A 15,795-nucleotide genomic window follows, 5' to 3' on the forward strand; every position below is an offset into this window, starting at 1 on the left:
GTTCCGACGCGCCGGGCCGCGGGGCTACTCCAGGACGGTCAGTTCGTCGCCGAGGTGCAGGGTGCCGAGCAGGCCCCTGAAGCCTTCGGGGCGCTCGGGGATCAGGTTCTGACCGAAGACCAGCTTCTGGCCGATCTTGTGGTGGCGGCCGAGCGCGCGGAGCGGCTCGGGGCCGCGGCGGACGCCGGTCTCCTGGTCGGTGGTGGTGACCAGGCAGCGGCCGCAGGGCCCGGCCACCCGGAAGGTCAGCTCGCCGATCCTGACCCGGCGCCAGTTGTCCTCGGCCCAGGCGGCGGTGCCGTCGACCACCAGGTTGGGGCGGAACCGCTCCATCGGGAGGGCGGCCGCCTTCTGCTCGTCGTCCGGGTGGTCCTCGGCGATCCGGGCGTTCAGCTCGTCGAGCGAGCCGGTGGTGGTGAGCAGCAGGGGGTAGCCGTCGGCCATCGTCACGGTGTCGCCGGGGCCCGCGTGCTCGGGGTCGACCGGCCGGCTCAGCGGGTCGTCCAGGTGCACCAGCCGGACGCCGGGGAAGTAGCCGGCGAACCAGTCGTTGACCTCGGGGGCGGCCAGCGCGGTGGTGAAGAAATCGCCGAACACCTCGGCCTTGACCTCGGGGTCGCCGTCGGCGGTGGAGGGCGCGGCCACCTCCAGCCGGTCGCCGTCGGGCGCGGTGATCGCCAGCGAGCCGTCCGGGGAGGGCAGCACCCGGAACTGGCCGAGGGCGGGTTCTTCGCGCTGGGTGACCGCCCGGCCGCTCTCGTCCACCAGCATCCAGCGCCGGTCGCCGAGCAGTCCCCAGGGCTCGACCTGGGCACTCTCCGGGCTCAGCCGGTAGACGGACTTGATGGGGTAGATGTACAGACCCGTGAGCTGTGGCATGGTCCCATCCTGCCAGTTGTCCCGGCGGCGCCGTACGAGGGTGGTCCGCACACGCGCGGGAGACGCGCGAAGGCCGCCCGGACCGTGGTGCGAAGTGGTCCGGGCGGCCCTCGGGACGACCGTGGTGCCCTGCTCCGTCCGGCTCCCCCCTGGGGCCGGGCAGGTGGTGCGGTGGCTGGGGTCAGTAGGCGTTCCCCTGGAAGCCGGGCTGCGGGTACTGGCCCTGCTCGGCGTACTGCGGGCGGGGCTGCTGGACCGGGCGGACCGGGGCCACCGGAGCGGCCGGGCGGAGCTGGTTGCCGCCGAAGCTCTGGTCCTGGTAGCCCTGCGCGGACTGGCCGTTGAAGCCCTGCGGCGCGCCCTGGTAGCCGCCCTGCGGGGCGAAGTTCGGGGCGGTGGCGTAGCCCTGCGCACCGAAGGCCTGGCCGGCCTGCTGGTACTGCTGGAAGCCGGGGCCGGGTGCGGCGGGGCGCTGCGGCGGCAGGTACGGCTGCTGCTGACCGCCGTAGCCGGGGACCGGCGGCTGCGGGGCGGCGGCGTACTGCTGGGCCGGGATGTACTGGGTGGCGGGGGCGGCACTGCTCGGGCCGGGGCTCAGTGCGAGCCGGGCCGGCGGCAGCGCGGGCAGGTTGCTCGCGGGGCTGTCGAAGCCCGTAGTCCCGTACCCGGAACCGTAGTTGGAGCCGTAGCCGTATCCGCCGGTGGCGGGCGGAAGGGCGGCGGGCACATTGATGGGGGCGATCTGCGGGACACCGCGCTCTGCGACCAAGCTGTCGTAGATGGGCGTGCCGGAGCTGAAGGACGGAGAGGGGTAGCCGACTCCGTCGTAGGAGCGGGGCGAGGTCATGGGGCATACCGTAAGCCCACAATGTGCCTGCTGAGGAGAGTGGGAGGCGTAGGAGTTCCAGTGTTTACGTACTCTTCGCTAGAACAACTCGCTCGAAAGTGTGACAGTCGGACATTTCGCCATCGCTTTCCGGCCAATCAGGGGTTGCGGCGGAGGGCTGACGGAGGGTCGAACGGTCGGCGAACGGACCGTGTCCGCGCGCACCCGTGAACCCGGCGGCGAGCCGAGGGCGCGTGGCGTGATCCGTGAGCCCCCCGGGCCGGGCGCCGGACATGCCGCGGCCCGGCAGCACGGGACTGCCGGGCCGGGCGGGCGCCGCGGGGGCTAGCGGGAGGCGAGCGCCTGGGCCGGGAAGCCGGGGCGGCCGGCCAGCTCCGAGGTGCAGTGCGAGCAGCGCACGGCGGCGGCCGGAATCGAGCTCAGGCAGTCCGGGCAGTCGGTCTTGGCCACCGGGACGTCCTTGATCGGCTCGAACCGCGCCTGCAGCCGGCCGACCGGGAGCACCACGGCGAAGTAGATCACCGCGCTGATCAGGATGAAGCTGATCAGGGCGTTCAGGAACGCGCCGTACGGGAAGCTGGTGCCGCCGATCTCGAAGGAGCGCTTGCTGTAGTCGCCGACCGCGCCGGTGGCGACACCGAGCAGCGGGGTGAGGAAGGCCGTGACGAAGCCGGTCACGACGGCGGTGAAGGCCGCGCCGATCACGATACCGACCGCGAGGTCCACGACGTTTCCGCGCAGCAGGAAGCTGCGGAATCCCTTGAACACCGGGAACTCCAAACCATGAGTAGGCCGGGAGACCGGCCGGGGGAGGGTGGGGCCAGCAGGCCCAGCGGGTCATTCTGCCCACCCAACCCCCTTGTGGTCCAAGTGAGTTCACCCTATCCGCCTAATCGCCGCACCCCCGTGCGAGGCCCGAAAGGGCTTGCCGCCCGGCCCGTGCGGGCACCGGGCGGCAGACCGATGGCCTCAGAGCCCGGCGGCGCGCAGGCGCTCCGCATACGCCTGGATCCGGACCACCGCCGCGGCGGTCCTGCGCACGGTCGCGGCGTCCATCTGGGTCCACAGCGGAACGGTGAGCACGGCGGCGGCCAGCCGGTCGGTGACCGGCAGCGCCTCGGCCTGGCCGAGGTGGGCGTACGCCTGCTGACGCTGCACCGGCGGGTGGAAGTAGCGCCGGGTGTCGATGCCCTCCGCCTTCAGCGCCCGGCCCAGCTCGTCCGCGGTGAGGCCGAAGACCTCGGCGTCCAGGATCAGGGTCAGGTCCTTGAAGGTGGAGACGTCGCCCTCCTCGGGCAGTGCCAGCCGCAGGCCGGGCAGACCCGCGGTGGCCCGGGCGAACTCGGCCACCAGCTCGCCCCGGTGGGCCACCCGCTCGGGCAGCCCGGCCAGCCAGGTCAGCCCGACCGCCGCGTGCAGCTCGCTCATCCGGGCGTTCAGACCGGGGAAGAGAGTGTTGTAGTCACCGGGGTTGCCGTAGTCCCGGCCGTGCCGCAGGGTCTGCGCGAGCGCCGCGTCCCGGGTGGCGACCAGGCCGCCCTCGCCCGCCACCGCGACCTTGGTCGGGCTCATGCTGAACACCTCGGCCAGGCCGAAGTTGCCCACCGGCACGCCCTTGCGGCTGGAGCCGAAGCCGTGCGCGGAGTCGTAGACCAGCGGCAGCCCGGCCGAGTCGGCGATCCGCTGCAGCTCCTCGGTCTGGCAGGGGGTGCCGTAGACGTGGGTGGCCATCAGCGCGGCCGGGTTCTCGGCCGCCTTCAGCCGGGCCTCGGCGTCCGCCGGGTCCAGCGTGATGTCCGCTTCCCTGGCCTCGGCGAACAGCGGGGTGCCGCCCGCCCAGTGCGCCGCGTGCGCGGTGGCCGAGAAGGTGAAGCCCGGCATCAGCACCGGCCGGCCCCCGCCCACCCCGGCGGCCTGCAGCACCAGCATCAGTCCGGCGGTGCAGTTGGACACCGCCACCACGTGCGGCACGTCCAGCAGTTCGGCGGCCCGCTGCTCGAGCTCGGCCACCGTCCGGCCGTTGGTCAGCATGCCGCTGTCCAGCACGGCGCCGAGCCGCTCCAGCAGGCCGGCCCGGTCCGGTACCTGAACCCGGGTCAGCGGCAGTCCTTCGGGGAAGGCGGGCGTGCCGCCGAGGAAGGCGGGCGAAGAAGCATCAGTGGAAGTCATGGTCGGGTCGATCCCCCCTGGGTCGAGGTGGTGGCTGGGAATTGCCGCCGGGACCGCCCACGCGGGCCGGGCGGAGCACGGTGGTCGGCCGGTGTGAACCCCACTGGCCCGGCTGCACCCGCCAGACCGGCGGCCGGGAGCGCCGGCGGCCCGCCGGGCGGTCGTCGGCGCCTTCGGGCCGGGGCACGGCCAGCAGGACGAGCACCAGCGGCAGCACCTGGACCCGCTCGCGGGACAGGATGCCGAGGTTGTTGATGGTCGAGAAGGCCCAGCAGAACAGCAGCGTGTACACCAGCGCGAAGGCGATGTACGAGCGGCGCAGGAACAGCCGGGGCAGCTGACGCATCCTCGGCCAGCCCCGGATGAACATCACCAGCAGGGCGAAGCACTCCACCGACTGGAACAGGCTCTGGATGTTGGACGCCTCGAACGGGAACGGCCGGAACAGCACGCTGACCACGGCCATCGGCAGCCCGGCCGGGTTGAGGCTGAAGGCCGGGGCGGCGTCCTCGGCGGGTGCCTGGTTGATCACCGAATTGCCCTGCGAGGTACGGCGGGAGGTCTCCGAGAGCACCTGGTTGACCGAGTCGCCACCGCCGCCGGTGGTGCCGAAGAAGGTGTTGACCTGTTGCAGCATCAGCATCACCATCGCGCCCAGCACCACCACGGTCACCACCATCCGCAGCGGCCCCAGCGCACTGACCTGCTTGGGCCGCTTGCGCAGCACGTACGCCACGGTGAGCCCGGCCCCGGCCAGCACGGTGACGTGCGGGCGGACCATCGCGGTGCCCAGCGAGCCGAGCGCGATGAACAGGAAGGCCCCGAACCGGCGGTCCAGCAGCCGGGCCACCCCGTAGGTGGTCAGGCCGAGACAGAACATCATCCAGGCGTCCTTGCCGATGCTGGACGGCCAGAACAGCAGCGAGGGCAGGAAGAAGACCAGCTTGGCGTAGCGCCGGGTGTCCGCCTCCGGGAAGGCGATCTGCAGCGCTCGCCAGAACAGCAGCAGCCCCCAGAAACCGAGCCAGGAGAACACCAGGAAGCCACCGACCAGGGACGGACCGGTGATCGCGTAGACCACCCCGGTGACGATGATGATGAAGCCGGTGCCCGCGACCTTCATGCCGAGGTCGTAGTGGATGCCCGAGGAGAAGTCCGCCTGGTCCAGGAAGAGCGCCAGTTCGCCGCCCTTCTGGTGGTACATCTTGGCGTCCGCCGCGCCGCCGTAGAGCACGAAGGCCATCAGGTAGCGGGGGAAGGCGCAGAGCAGTTTGAGCGCCATCGCCAGCATCAGCAGTTTGAAGATGTCCCGCTCGGGGTTGGCGGCGGCCACCCGGGCCAGGATCGGGGTGCCGATCGCCATCAGGGCCGGCAGCACCAGCAGGGCGCCCCAGGTGTCGTAACTGGTGTGCACCATGGCCAGTACGAACACGGTGACGTACCCGAGCACCAGCGCCCCGGCCACCACGGACGGCCAGGGGACCGCCCGCAGCAGCGGGTGCCGGCCCATCAGAAGACCTCCAGGTCACCGAGGGTGAAGCGGAACTCCGTGCGGCCGGGCGGCGGTTGGCCCGCCGGGGTCCTGGCGGCCAGCCGCAGGCCGGTGCGCGGTGCGCGCAGGTAGCCGACCCGCAGCGCCGCCCGGGCGGCCTCGGTGCCGGGGGCCAGATGGGTGGCGACGTGGTCGCCGCCGGCCCGGGCCGCCGCCCGGAGCAGCCGGGCCGCGGCCTCGCCGTCGCCGGGGCGGACGATCAGGTCGGCCAGGGTGAACTCGACCAGCGGCCCGCGTCGCCGGGGCCGGCCGAACGCCACCCCGGCCAGCTCGCCGCCCCGGTGACAGGTGATCACCCGGTAGTCCAGGCCGGGTGCGTCGCCGTACCGCCAGCGCAGGAACTCCTCGGTGCGCGGCACCGCGATCCGGCCGTCCGGCGCGTCCGCCGCCGCTCGCTCGTCGAGCAGTCCCTTGACCGGCTCGGTGCCGAACCAGTCGGCGGCGGTGGGCAGTTCGCAGGCCACCGGGCCGGCCGCGGCCCGGCGCCGGGTGAGCGCGGCGCGGGCGCCCCGGGCGAACGAGAGCGGGCGGGCCACCCGCAGCGTGACCGGGACCTGGCCGAGGTCCTGCCAGCCCATCCGCAGATAGCCGGGCAGGCTGTTGCCGTTCGGCGTGTTGAAGACCAACTCGGTCTCAGGGGCGACCTGTTCGAGCAGGTCGGTGGTCAGGCGGCGGAAGATGCCCCGGCCCTGGAAGTCGGGGTGGGTGGCGGTGTCCACCGGGCGGACGGCCCGGAGCACCTGCCCGGCGCGCTGCCACTCCCAGCGCAGGAACAGCCGGACGCCGACGATCCGGCCCGCCGGGGTGACGGCCACCAGACCGGGGCTGGCACCGAACGGGTTGCGGCGGTGCTTCCAGTCGAAGAACTCGGCGGTCCGGGTACCGGTCGGGCCGCCCGCCAGCGAGGCGGTCAGCAGGTCCAGCACGGCGGGCGTGTCGGCCGGGGCGAGCGGACGGAAGGTCAGCTCGGCGGCTTCGTCCCGGACTTGCTCGGGGCTCGCGCTCACGATGGTGGTCTTCCTCTCGGAGGGCGCTCGGAGGGGCGGGGCGGGCAAGGGGGCGGGTCAGCTCCGCAGCACCTGCTCGTACACCTGCTCGACGGCTCGCTGGGCCCCGGCGACGTCGAAGCGCTCGGCGCGCAGCCGGGCGGCCGCCCCGAGCCGCTCGCGCAGCCCGGCGTCCCCGGCCAGCCGCCCGAAGGCGGCGGCCAGGCCGGCCGGATCGCCCGGCTCGACCAGGAAGCCCTGGCCGCCGTCGTCCAGTACCTCGGGCATCCCGCCGACCCTGGTCACCACCGAGGGCAGGCCGCTGGTCATCGCCTCCATCAGCGCGACCGGCAGCCCCTCCTGACGGGAGCTCAGGGTGAACACGTCGAAGCCCGGCAGCAGTTCGGGCACATCCGCCCGGGATCCGGCGAACACCACGCCCTCGCCCGCGGCCGCCCGCAGCTCGGCCTCCAGCGGCCCCGAGCCGATCAGCACCAGCCGGGCCCCGGGGTGCTGCTCGCGGAGCAGGCCGAACGCGGTCAGCAGGGTGGCCTGGTCCTTCTTCGGGGTGAAGTTGGCGACCGTGCCGATCACCAACGCGTCCGGTGGCAGCGCGAGTTCGGCCCTGGCGTGGGCCCGGGCGGCCGGGCCGCCGGCCGCGCCGCCCAGATCGGGGCCGTGGTGCACCACGTGGACGAACTCGCCGGCCCGGCGGCGGGCCGCCGGGATCGCCGCGGCCACCGCGTGCGAGACCGCGATCACGGCCCGATTGCGCCGGTAGGTCAGCGAGTTGGCCCACCGGGTGGCGGTCCGGTAGCGCTCCCAGACGTTGTGCTCGGTGTGCACCAGCACCGGCTGCCGCCGGCCCAGGGTGAGCAGCCGGGCCGCCGCGGCCGGGATCGGCATGTGCGAGTGCACCAGGTGGTAACGCCGCCGGGCCAGCAGCCGGGCCAGCCGCCACGGCCAGAGCCGCCCGGGCGCCCCGCCCAGGCAGTGCACGGTGACGCCCGCCGCCTCCAGCGCGGGCACCAGCGCGTCCTTCCAGGGCAGCACGTACGCGACCTCGATCTCGTACCGCTCGCGGTCCGCGTGGCGGGCGCAGTTGACCAGCAACTGTTCGGCCCCGCCCCGGCCCAGACCCTTGGTCAGCCAGAGCACCCGGATCCGTCCCGCGGTCACCGGAGCTCTCCCTCGGGGCCGCCGGTGGCCGGCTCGACGGCCGCGGACGGCGGCTGGTTGCGCCGGGCCCAGGTCGGCGAGGCGCGGTGCCTGGGCTCCTCGCCGTGCTGCTGGAGGGCCGGGCCCGCCGGCTGGGCGGGCACCCCGGGCTGGCCGCTGCCGTGCAGACCGTCGCGCTTGCGGCGGCCGGACTGGCCGAGCGTGCCGAGCAGCGCCACCCCGGCCACCGGCACGCCCGTCCGGGAGAGCAACTCACTGACCCGGTCCGCCTGTTCGGGCGTCACATTGCCCGCCATCACGGTCACCAGCACCGCGTCCGCGTGCCGGACCAGGTCGTACGCGTCGTTGGCGTGCAGCAGCGGGGAGCTGTCGATCAGCACCACGTCCGCGTGCCGCCGGGCCCGCCGGAGCACCTCGCCCGCGCGCAGCACCAGGGCGGCCGGGTAGGCGGTGGTGTTGCCGCCGGTGATCAGGTGGACGCCGTCCACGTTGGTCCGCCGGATCAGGTCGTCCAGCTCGGGCAGCTGCTCACCGCTGAGCAGCTCGGCCATCCCCGGGCCCTCGCCCACGCCGAACTGCACGTGCGCCTGCGGATGGCGGAAGTCGCAGTCCAGCACCAGGACTTCACGGCCGGTCTCGGCCAGCGCGGCGGCCAGGTTGGCCACCGTGGTGGTCCGCCCGTCGCCGCTGCGGCCGGACATCACCAGGATCACCGGCGCGGGCTGGGCCAGCCGCCGGGAGACCAGCTCGGCCGGGTTGAGGTTGCCGTCGGCCAGCTGCGCGGCGAGCGCGGGCGGGCCGGTCAGCAGCAGGGTGGAGCGCAGCGAGCGGAACGCCTCGGCGCCCGGGTCGGACGGCCGGGCCACCACCAGCGGGTCGCGCAGCCGCCGCAGCCGCCGGGAGAGTTGCGGGATCTCGCCGATCACCGGGAGGTTGAAGGCCTCCTCCACGCCGTTGCGGGTGCGCACCCGGGTGTCCATCCGACTGAGCATCAGCGCGGCCACCACGCCCAGGGCCAGACCGAGCACCACCGCGAGGGCCAGCCGGACGCCCCGGTTCGGCGAGCTGAGCAGATTGCCGCCGGCCTCCTTGGCGTCGATCGAGCCCCACTGCTGGATGGCGTCGGTCTGGCTGACGTTCTGCAGGTCGCTGATCGCGGTCAGGGTCTTGGTCAGCGAGGCCAGCGCGGCCGTCAACTGCGGCTGCAGCTTGGGCTGGTCGGCCGGCTTGGCGGCGGAGAACTGCTGCTGGAACTTGTTGACCTGCTCCTGCTGGGTGGCCGCCTGGGCCTCCAGCCGCTTGATCGACTCGCCCGCGCTCTTCGCCGACTCCTGGCTGTAGCCGTTGATGGTCGCCTCGGCGAAGGCGGCGGCGGTGTCCGCGCAGTTGTGCTGGGTCGGCCCGATGACGGTGAAGGTGAGCATCTGGGTGCTCGCGGCGGCCACCGTCCGGCGGGCCGCCAGCGCCGCCACGTCCGTGACGCCGAGCTTCTTGGCGGCCGCGGTGGTGACGTCCGAGCCGGCGGCGTAGGAGAGCACCTGGTCGGCCCGGACCGCCTCGCCCGCGCCCGCCACCGGGGTGATCGCCACCTTGCACTGCCACTTGCCGTTGTCGACGGTGTCGACGGCCGGGGTGAGCAGCAGACCGATGATCAGGGCCGCCACCGTGCAGCCCGCCAGCAGGCGCCAGTAGCGGCGCAAAACCAGGAAATGGTTAGCCGGTTCCACCGGTTGGTTCCCCTCGCGTTCGTGATGCGTCCGCCGTGATGCGTCCGCCGTACGGACCGGCGACAGCTCGCAGCCGCGCGACACCCCCCGACGTCGCCGACTCGCCCCGTGACCCCCGAGGCTGATGCTTGCGGCACCTGACGTGCGGCGCAAGCACTTTGGCCAATCTCATCCCCGGCGCAGTGATCTTTCGTAGAACTCGACCATCTGACCGGAGACATGGTGCAGGGTGAACCGGGTCAGGAACCTGGCCCGGGCCGCCTTCACCCGCAGCGCCGCGGCCGAGGGGTCACCGAGCGTCTCCAGCAGCGCGGCCGCCAGCTCGCCCGGCCGCTCCGGCGGCACCAGCCGCGCGTAGTCCTCCGAGCCGACCGTCTCGCGGAGCGCCGCCACGTCGGCGCAGACCAGCGGAACACCGACCCCCATCGCCTCCATCGCCGCACTGCCGAGACCCTCCCAGCGGGACGGCACCGCGAACGCGTCGGAGGCCGCCATCAGGTCGAACACGTCCGAACGTGGCCCCAGGAAGCGGACGTTGCCCGCCTGGTCGGCCAGCTTCTGCAGCCCCGGGGTCTCCGCGCCCGGGCTGCCGGCCAGCAGCAGCACCGCGTCGGGCAGGTCGGCCCGGACCTTCGGCCAGGCTTCCAGCAGCACGTCCAGGCCCTTCTGGTACTGCTGCCGGGCGGCGGCCAGCACCACGGGCGTGTCGGCGGCCAGCTCCAGGCCGGCCCGGACGGCGGCCCGCCGCTCGGGCGTCACCGAGCCGAGCAGCTCGGGGTCGCGGCCGCGCGGCACCACGTCGATCCGGTCCGGCGAGACGTGCAGCCGACGGGCCATCACCTCGGCCACGTGCTTGGTGAGCGCGTGGAACCGACGGGTGCCCTGCGCGGTCGCCGCGTCCACCGCCTGAGCGGCCCGCACCTTCCACGGGTTCAGGCCGCGGGCGTGCAGATGCTCGGGCCCGTACGCGGAGTTGACCAGACTGGACACCACCGGCACCCCGCTGGCCAGCGCGGCGGAACGGCCGAGCACGTCCGACTCGTAGAGCGTGGTGTGCACCAGGTCGGGGCGTCGACGGCGGACCAGCCGGCGGAGCGCCGCGAGCTCGCCGACCCGGCTGCCCGCGTGCACGCCGAAGACGGTGGCACCGGCCCGGGTCAGCTCCGCCTGGAACCCGCCCGGCGAGTGCCGCAGGTACGCCACGTCCAGCTGGACACCCGAGCGGACCAGCTGCGGCGCCATCGCCACCAGGCCCTGCTCGGCACCGCCGATCCGGCTCACGCTGTCGATCACATAGAGCACGTGCACAGCGGCAACCCCCAGCGAGACCCCCGGCGCAGACCCCCCGGCCCCGCGCGCCCTGACATGACGATCAGCATCCCAGGCCGGACGGGGGGTCCGCCAGCGAATGGGCATACCGACCGGATCGGCGAGCCGGCTGTCATTGCCCCGCGCCGCTGGAGCTTGACCCGTCCAGCGAATGTCCCCGAAGGTTGGCCGCATGGCTGACGGACCTCGCGTGCTGCACCTGATCACCGACCCCCGGGCCCGGGGCGCGCAGAATCTCGCCCGCGACCTGCACGCCGAACTGCTGCGCCGGGGCACGCCGTCCGTGCTCCGCGCGCTCCAGCCGCACCCCGATGCGCCCTCGGACCACGACGCCCCGGTGCTCGGCCCGTCCCGGCACCACCCCGCCACGCTGCGCGCGCTGCGGGCCGCCGCCCGCCGGGCGGACGTCGTGGTGGCGCACGGCTCGAGCACCCTGCAGGCCTGCGCCGTCGGGCTGTTGGGGACCGGGGTGCCCTTCGTGTACGTCAACATCGGCGACCCCAGGCACTGGACCGCGAGCCTGTCCCGCCGCCTGCGGGTGGGCGCGTTCCTGCACCGGGCCGCCGCCGTCTCGGCGATCTCCGACGGGGCCAGGGAGGTGCTGCTGGAACGCTTCCGGCTGCCCGCCCGGAGGGTCCGCACCATCCCGAACGGCCGGGCCGCCGACGCGTACCGGCCGACCGCCGACCCGGCCGAACAGCAGGCCGCCCGGGCCCGGTTGGGCCTGCCCCGGCAGGGCCCGGTGGTGGCCTGGATCGGCGCGCTGGCGCCCGAGAAGCGGCTCGACCTGGCGCTGGCCGCGCTCGACCGGCTGCCCGGCGTGCACCTCGCGATCGCCGGCGACGGCCCGCTGAGCGGCAGCTTCCCGCCCACCGAGCGGGCGCACTTCCTCGGGCGGCTGGCCGACCCTGGCGAGCTCTACCGGGCCGCCGACGCGCTGCTGCTGACCAGCGACAGCGAGGGCGTGCCCGGCGTGCTGATCGAGGCCGCGCTGGCCGGACTCCCCGCCGTCGCCACCGACGTGGGCTGGGTCGGCGACGTCGTCCTGGACGGCCGGACCGGCGCGCTGGTCCGGCCCGGCGACCCGGTCGCGCTGGCCGAGGCGCTCGGCGGAGTGCTGGCCGGGGACCGCGCCGCGCTCGGCGCCGCCGCCCGGGCGCACGCGCTGGAGCGCTTCGACCTGGCCGTGGTCACCGACTCCTGGCAGCAGCTGCTCCGGCAGGTCGGCGCAGGGCGTTAACGATTCGTCAGGAACCCGTCCCGACCTCTGGTTCTCCGGTATGGACGCGCGCATACTGTGCCGCGCGGCCACGCCTGGTGACCGCCACGGGGGAGGTCGGACATGGGATTTCTGGCACTGGCGGGCGCGTTGGCCGTGCTCTGGCTGGTCTTCGGGGTCCGGGTCGTGCAGCAGTACGAACGCGGCGTGGTCTTCCGGCTCGGCCGGGTCCGCGGCAGTGTCCGTGACCCCGGGCCGATGCTGCTGATCCCGCTCGTGGACCGGATGCGCAAGGTGAACGTCCAGGTGATCACCATGCCGGTGCCCGCCCAGGAGGGCATCACCCGGGACAACGTCTCGGTCCGGGTCGACGCGGTGGTCTACTTCCGGGTGGTCGACCCGATCCGGGCCACCGTCGACGTGCAGAACTACACCTTCGCGATGTCCCAGGTGGCGCAGACCTCGCTGCGCTCGGTGATCGGCAAGAGTGACCTCGACGACCTGCTCTCCGGCCGGGAGGGCCTGCACCGCGGCCTCGAACTGATGCTGGAGAGCCCGGCGGTGGGCTGGGGCGTGCACATCGACCGGGTGGAGATCAAGGACGTCGCGCTGCCCGACTCGATGAAGCGTTCGATGGCCCGGCAGGCCGAGGCGGACCGGGAGCGGCGGGCCCGGATCATCACCGCCGACGGCGAGTTCCAGGCCGCGAGCAAGCTCTCCGACGCCGCCCGGCTGATGGACGGCACGCCGTCCGCGATGCAGCTGCGCCTGCTGCAGACCGTGGTCGAGGTGGCCGCCGAGCAGAACTCCACCCTGGTGCTGCCGTTCCCGGTCGAGCTGCTCCGGTTCTTCGACAGCATGAACCGGAGCGGGAGCAACTCCGCAGTTCCCGAGCAGGCCCCCGAGCAGCCCGTCCCGCTCGACAAGACCGACGGCTGACGCGGTTGGGCCGTCCGGGCGAAGATTCGCTCCGGACGGCCCGTCAGCTGGCCCGGCAGGCACCGGCGCTGGCAGCATGACCGCCCGTGAACCCGCTTCTGCGCACCGCCGTGCTGGCCGCCGTCGCCAGCGGACTGCTCGTCACCCCGGCCGCCGCCGCACCCGAAGTCCCGCACGAGGGCGGCCTGGTGGGCCGGATCGACAACCCGGGCCCGGTCCGGGCGATGAAGCAGGAGGCGGTCGAGTTCTTCTGGTACGACTGCGGGCACTCCCAGCAGCTGGAGATCCCGCTCGAGCGCTGGGCGGAGAAGCACCGGTCCGACGTGACGCTCCGTCGGGTGCCGGCGGTCTGGCCGGGCAGCCGCGAGGAGGAGACCCAGCGCGGGCACGCCCGGCTGTACTACACGCTGGAGCAGCTCGGCGAGGTGGACCGGCTGCAGCTCGCGGTGTTCCGCGCGGTGCGCGAGCGGGAGACCGACGTCACCACCGAGGAGACCGCCACCGCCTGGGCGCTGACGGCGGGTCTGGATCCGGACAAGTTCCGGGCGGCGTACCGGTCTTCGGAAGTCGAGCGGGCCACCGAGGAGGCCGGCGAGCTGCTGGCCCGGTACCAGGTGGACGAACTGCCGACCGTGCTGGTGCAGGGCGGCCATCGGGTGCAGCCGAGCCGGGACGGCGGGGTCGAGGGGATGCCCGCCGCACTGGACCGGCTGGTCGACTGACCTCCGACCGACGCGGGCTCTGAGCAGCCCGAATTCTTCACCGAACCAGCCCCTTGCTCGCACACTCTGTGCCAGAGTGGTCGCCGCGGCCGAACTGCCTCAGCAGCGGCCCGGATTCGAGGCTCGTACCTCGGACATCACTCGGCACCGGAGAAGGCGGGGTTCCGTGGGGGGACAGCGCGCGCAGGTCCTGGACCAGCGCGACAACCAGACCGAGGCGCGGCGGGCGGGGGCCGACGGTCCGCCTGCTGAACTGATCTTCAAACGAAGGCTGCGGCCCGCCCAGGTGGCCCGCGAACTGCTCGGAGCGCGCGAGTTGGTCCGCGCGCTCGCCGAACGTGACCTGCGGGCCCGGTACAAGCAGGCGGTGCTCGGCTTCGCCTGGGCGGTGCTCACGCCGCTGGCGCTGTGCGCCATCTTCACGCTGGTGTTCCAGCGGGCGGTGAAGATCGACACCGGCGGGGTGGCCTACCCGCTGTTCGCCTATGTCGGCCTGATCGTCTGGCAGTTCTTCAGCAACACGATGAACCAGGGTGCGCTCAGCCTGGCCAACAACCTCAGCCTGCTGAACAAGGTCTACTGCCCGCGCGAGGTCTTCCCGCTCGCCACCATGCTGGTCGCCAGCGTGGACATGCTGATCGGCATCGGCGTGCTCGGCCTGCTCTTCCTGGCCTTCTGGACGCCCCCGGCGATCACCTTCTTCTGGGTGTTCCCGCTGCTGCTGATCCAGCTCGCCTTCACCTACGGCGTGGCCCTGGTGCTCTCGGTCGCCGTGGTCTACCTGCGCGACGTCCGGCACCTGCTGCCGATCATCACCCAGATGGGCGTGTTCGCCACCCCGGTCGCCTACCCGCTCTCGCAGATCCCGCAGGGGCTGCAGGAGATCTACGTCGGGTTCAACCCGCTCGGCGCCGTGATCGAGGGTTACCGCCGCGCGCTGCTGTACGGCCAGGCGCCGGACCTCGCCCTGACCGGCATCGCCGCCGCCAGCTCGGTGGTCTTCCTGGTCGGCGGCTACCTGGTCTTCAAGAAGCTGGAAACGGGGATCGCCGATGTCGCCTGAGTACCCGCTGGGCACCATCAGGACCGAGCAGGTCTGGAAGCGCTTCAAGGCCGACCAGCAACGGATGCTGCTGCGCGACAAGGTCGAGCAGCTGACCCGCAAACTGCGCGGCGGCCGGGGCGAGGACTGGCGCTGGGCGCTGCGGGACATCAACCTGCACATCGAGCCCGGCGAGTCGGTCGGCCTGATCGGCTCCAACGGCTCCGGCAAGTCCACCCTGCTCAAGATGCTGACCCGGGTGATGTACCCGTACGGCGGGGTGATCGACGTGCGCGGCCGGATCGGCGCGCTGATCGAGATCCGGGCCGGCATCCACCCCGACCTGACGGGCCGGGAGAACATCTACCTGTTCGGCGCGCTGCTCGGCCTCAAGCGCCGGGAGGTGGCCTCCCGGTTCGACGCGATCGTGGAGTTCGCCCGGCTCGGCGGGGCGATCGACCGTCAGGTCAAGTACTACTCCTCGGGCATGCAGATGCGGCTCGGCTTCGCGGTGGCCGCCTACCTGGAGCCGCACGTGCTGCTGGTGGACGAGGTGCTGGCGGTCGGCGACGCGGTCTTCCAGCAGCGCTGCCTGGACCGGATGCGCGAGGTCGCCGAGCAGGGCACCACGATCGTCTTCGTCTCGCACGACCTGCCCGCCGTCGAGTCGATCTGCCGCCGGGGCGTCTGGCTGGAGCAGGGCTCGATCCGGGTGGACGCGGGCATCAAGGAGGCGATGTCCGGCTACCGGGACTCGATCGAGGCGCAGTCCGAGGCCGGTGGCCGGGTCGGCGAGCCGCTCCAGCTGCTCAAGCACGAGATCGTCGGCGACGGCCGGGAGAACCTCACCACCGACGAGCCGATGACCGTCGAGCTCACCCTCGGCGGCGACTACCGGGGCGACGCCACCCTGCACCTGGGTGTCAGCGAGGGCACCTCCAGCCCGATCTTCCAGATCAGCCACGAGATCCGGCTCACCGGCGAGGACCACCAGGTCGCCTGTATGATCCCCAACCTGCCGCTGCCGCGCGGCCGTTACACGCTCTGGGCCGGTGTCTACAGCATCGGCAAGACCGACGGCGGCACGCTGATGAGCTGGCACTCGGTCGGCCAGTTCGACGTCTTCGGCCCGATGCTGGACACCCCGCCACGGGCCGTGGTGCTGGCCGCACCGGTCTTCGTCCCGCACCGCTGGGAGGAGTGAA

The 15,795-nt window shown here is 73.2% G+C and carries 14 protein-coding genes; 5 read left to right on the forward strand and 9 right to left on the reverse strand.

The genetic code is table 11. From position 1 onward, the window contains the following. Positions 1-24 precede the first annotated feature (24 nt). From F4556_RS31450 to F4556_RS31490, 9 genes are all read right to left on the reverse strand, one after another. Positions 25-879, reverse strand: a complete 855-nt coding sequence (locus tag F4556_RS31450; protein ID WP_184922150.1) for an MOSC domain-containing protein — start codon at positions 877-879, stop codon at positions 25-27. Positions 880-1,060: 181 nt separating this feature from the next. Further along, positions 1,061-1,726, reverse strand: coding sequence for a DUF6643 family protein (locus F4556_RS31455; RefSeq protein ID WP_184922152.1), 666 nt, complete (start codon positions 1,724-1,726; stop codon positions 1,061-1,063). A gap of 324 nt (positions 1,727-2,050) precedes the next feature. After that, the gene (gene mscL / locus F4556_RS31460) at positions 2,051-2,494 is read right to left on the reverse strand and encodes a large conductance mechanosensitive channel protein MscL (RefSeq protein ID WP_184922154.1); all 444 of its coding nucleotides are present in this window, start codon (positions 2,492-2,494) and stop codon (positions 2,051-2,053) included. A 201-nt stretch (positions 2,495-2,695) separates the two neighbouring features. Beyond that, positions 2,696-3,895: a DegT/DnrJ/EryC1/StrS family aminotransferase gene (locus tag F4556_RS31465; protein ID WP_184922156.1), complete on the reverse strand. Its 1,200-nt coding sequence runs from the start codon at positions 3,893-3,895 to the stop codon at positions 2,696-2,698. After that, positions 3,882-5,405, reverse strand: coding sequence for a hypothetical protein (locus F4556_RS31470; protein WP_184922158.1), 1,524 nt, complete (start codon positions 5,403-5,405; stop codon positions 3,882-3,884). The genes F4556_RS31465 and F4556_RS31470 overlap by 14 nt, the downstream gene beginning before the upstream one ends. Beyond that, a complete protein-coding gene (locus F4556_RS31475; protein ID WP_313068916.1) occupies positions 5,405-6,454 on the reverse strand; it encodes a GNAT family N-acetyltransferase in 1,050 nt (349 codons plus the stop codon). The genes F4556_RS31470 and F4556_RS31475 overlap by 1 nt, the downstream gene beginning before the upstream one ends. Before the next feature lie 57 nt (positions 6,455-6,511). Continuing rightward, complete coding sequence (locus F4556_RS31480; protein ID WP_184922159.1) at positions 6,512-7,612, reverse strand: glycosyltransferase; 1,101 nt, start codon at positions 7,610-7,612, stop codon at positions 6,512-6,514. Then, on the reverse strand, positions 7,609-9,339 hold the full coding sequence (locus F4556_RS39580) for a tyrosine-protein kinase family protein (protein WP_184922161.1): 1,731 nt from the start codon (positions 9,337-9,339) through the stop codon (positions 7,609-7,611). Before F4556_RS39580 ends, F4556_RS31480 begins: the two co-directional genes overlap by 4 nt. 168 nt (positions 9,340-9,507) lie before the next feature. Next, entirely contained in the window at positions 9,508-10,647 is a 1,140-nt protein-coding gene (locus F4556_RS31490; RefSeq protein ID WP_184922164.1) for a glycosyltransferase family 4 protein, read from the reverse strand. Positions 10,648-10,840: 193 nt separating this feature from the next. On the opposite strand from F4556_RS31490, the gene F4556_RS31495 reads away from it, so the two are divergent. From F4556_RS31495 to F4556_RS31515, 5 genes are all read left to right on the forward strand, one after another. Further along, positions 10,841-11,908, forward strand: a complete 1,068-nt coding sequence (locus F4556_RS31495) for a glycosyltransferase (RefSeq protein ID WP_184922166.1) — start codon at positions 10,841-10,843, stop codon at positions 11,906-11,908. Positions 11,909-12,010: 102 nt separating this feature from the next. After that, positions 12,011-12,826: a slipin family protein gene (locus F4556_RS31500; protein ID WP_184922168.1), complete on the forward strand. Its 816-nt coding sequence runs from the start codon at positions 12,011-12,013 to the stop codon at positions 12,824-12,826. Positions 12,827-12,912: 86 nt separating this feature from the next. Then, a complete protein-coding gene (locus F4556_RS31505; protein WP_184922170.1) occupies positions 12,913-13,548 on the forward strand; it encodes a thiol:disulfide interchange protein DsbA/DsbL in 636 nt (211 codons plus the stop codon). Between the two features lie 166 nt (positions 13,549-13,714). Then, positions 13,715-14,611, forward strand: coding sequence for an ABC transporter permease (locus tag F4556_RS31510; RefSeq protein ID WP_184922172.1), 897 nt, complete (start codon positions 13,715-13,717; stop codon positions 14,609-14,611). Beyond that, positions 14,601-15,794, forward strand: coding sequence for an ABC transporter ATP-binding protein (locus F4556_RS31515; protein WP_184922173.1), 1,194 nt, complete (start codon positions 14,601-14,603; stop codon positions 15,792-15,794). Before F4556_RS31510 ends, F4556_RS31515 begins: the two co-directional genes overlap by 11 nt. The last annotated feature ends 1 nt before the right edge of the window (position 15,795 follow it).

The organism is Kitasatospora gansuensis (assembly GCF_014203705.1).
Lineage (GTDB): Bacteria > Actinomycetota > Actinomycetes > Streptomycetales > Streptomycetaceae > Kitasatospora > Kitasatospora gansuensis.

Bases quoted from the DNA above. Each gene is read 5' to 3' on its own strand.
- F4556_RS31455 (WP_184922152.1), bottom strand. From the start codon at position 1,726: ATGACCTCGCCCCGCTCCTACGACGGAGTCGGCTACCCCTCTCCGTCC.
- F4556_RS31465 (WP_184922156.1), bottom strand. From the start codon at position 3,895: ATGACTTCCACTGATGCTTCTTCGCCCGCCTTCCTCGGCGGCACGCCC.
- F4556_RS31495 (WP_184922166.1), top strand. From the start codon at position 10,841: ATGGCTGACGGACCTCGCGTGCTGCACCTGATCACCGACCCCCGGGCC.
- F4556_RS31450 (WP_184922150.1), bottom strand. From the start codon at position 879: ATGCCACAGCTCACGGGTCTGTACATCTACCCCATCAAGTCCGTCTAC.
- F4556_RS31500 (WP_184922168.1), top strand. From the start codon at position 12,011: ATGGGATTTCTGGCACTGGCGGGCGCGTTGGCCGTGCTCTGGCTGGTC.
- F4556_RS31515 (WP_184922173.1), top strand. From the start codon at position 14,601: ATGTCGCCTGAGTACCCGCTGGGCACCATCAGGACCGAGCAGGTCTGG.
- F4556_RS31470 (WP_184922158.1), bottom strand. From the start codon at position 5,405: ATGGGCCGGCACCCGCTGCTGCGGGCGGTCCCCTGGCCGTCCGTGGTG.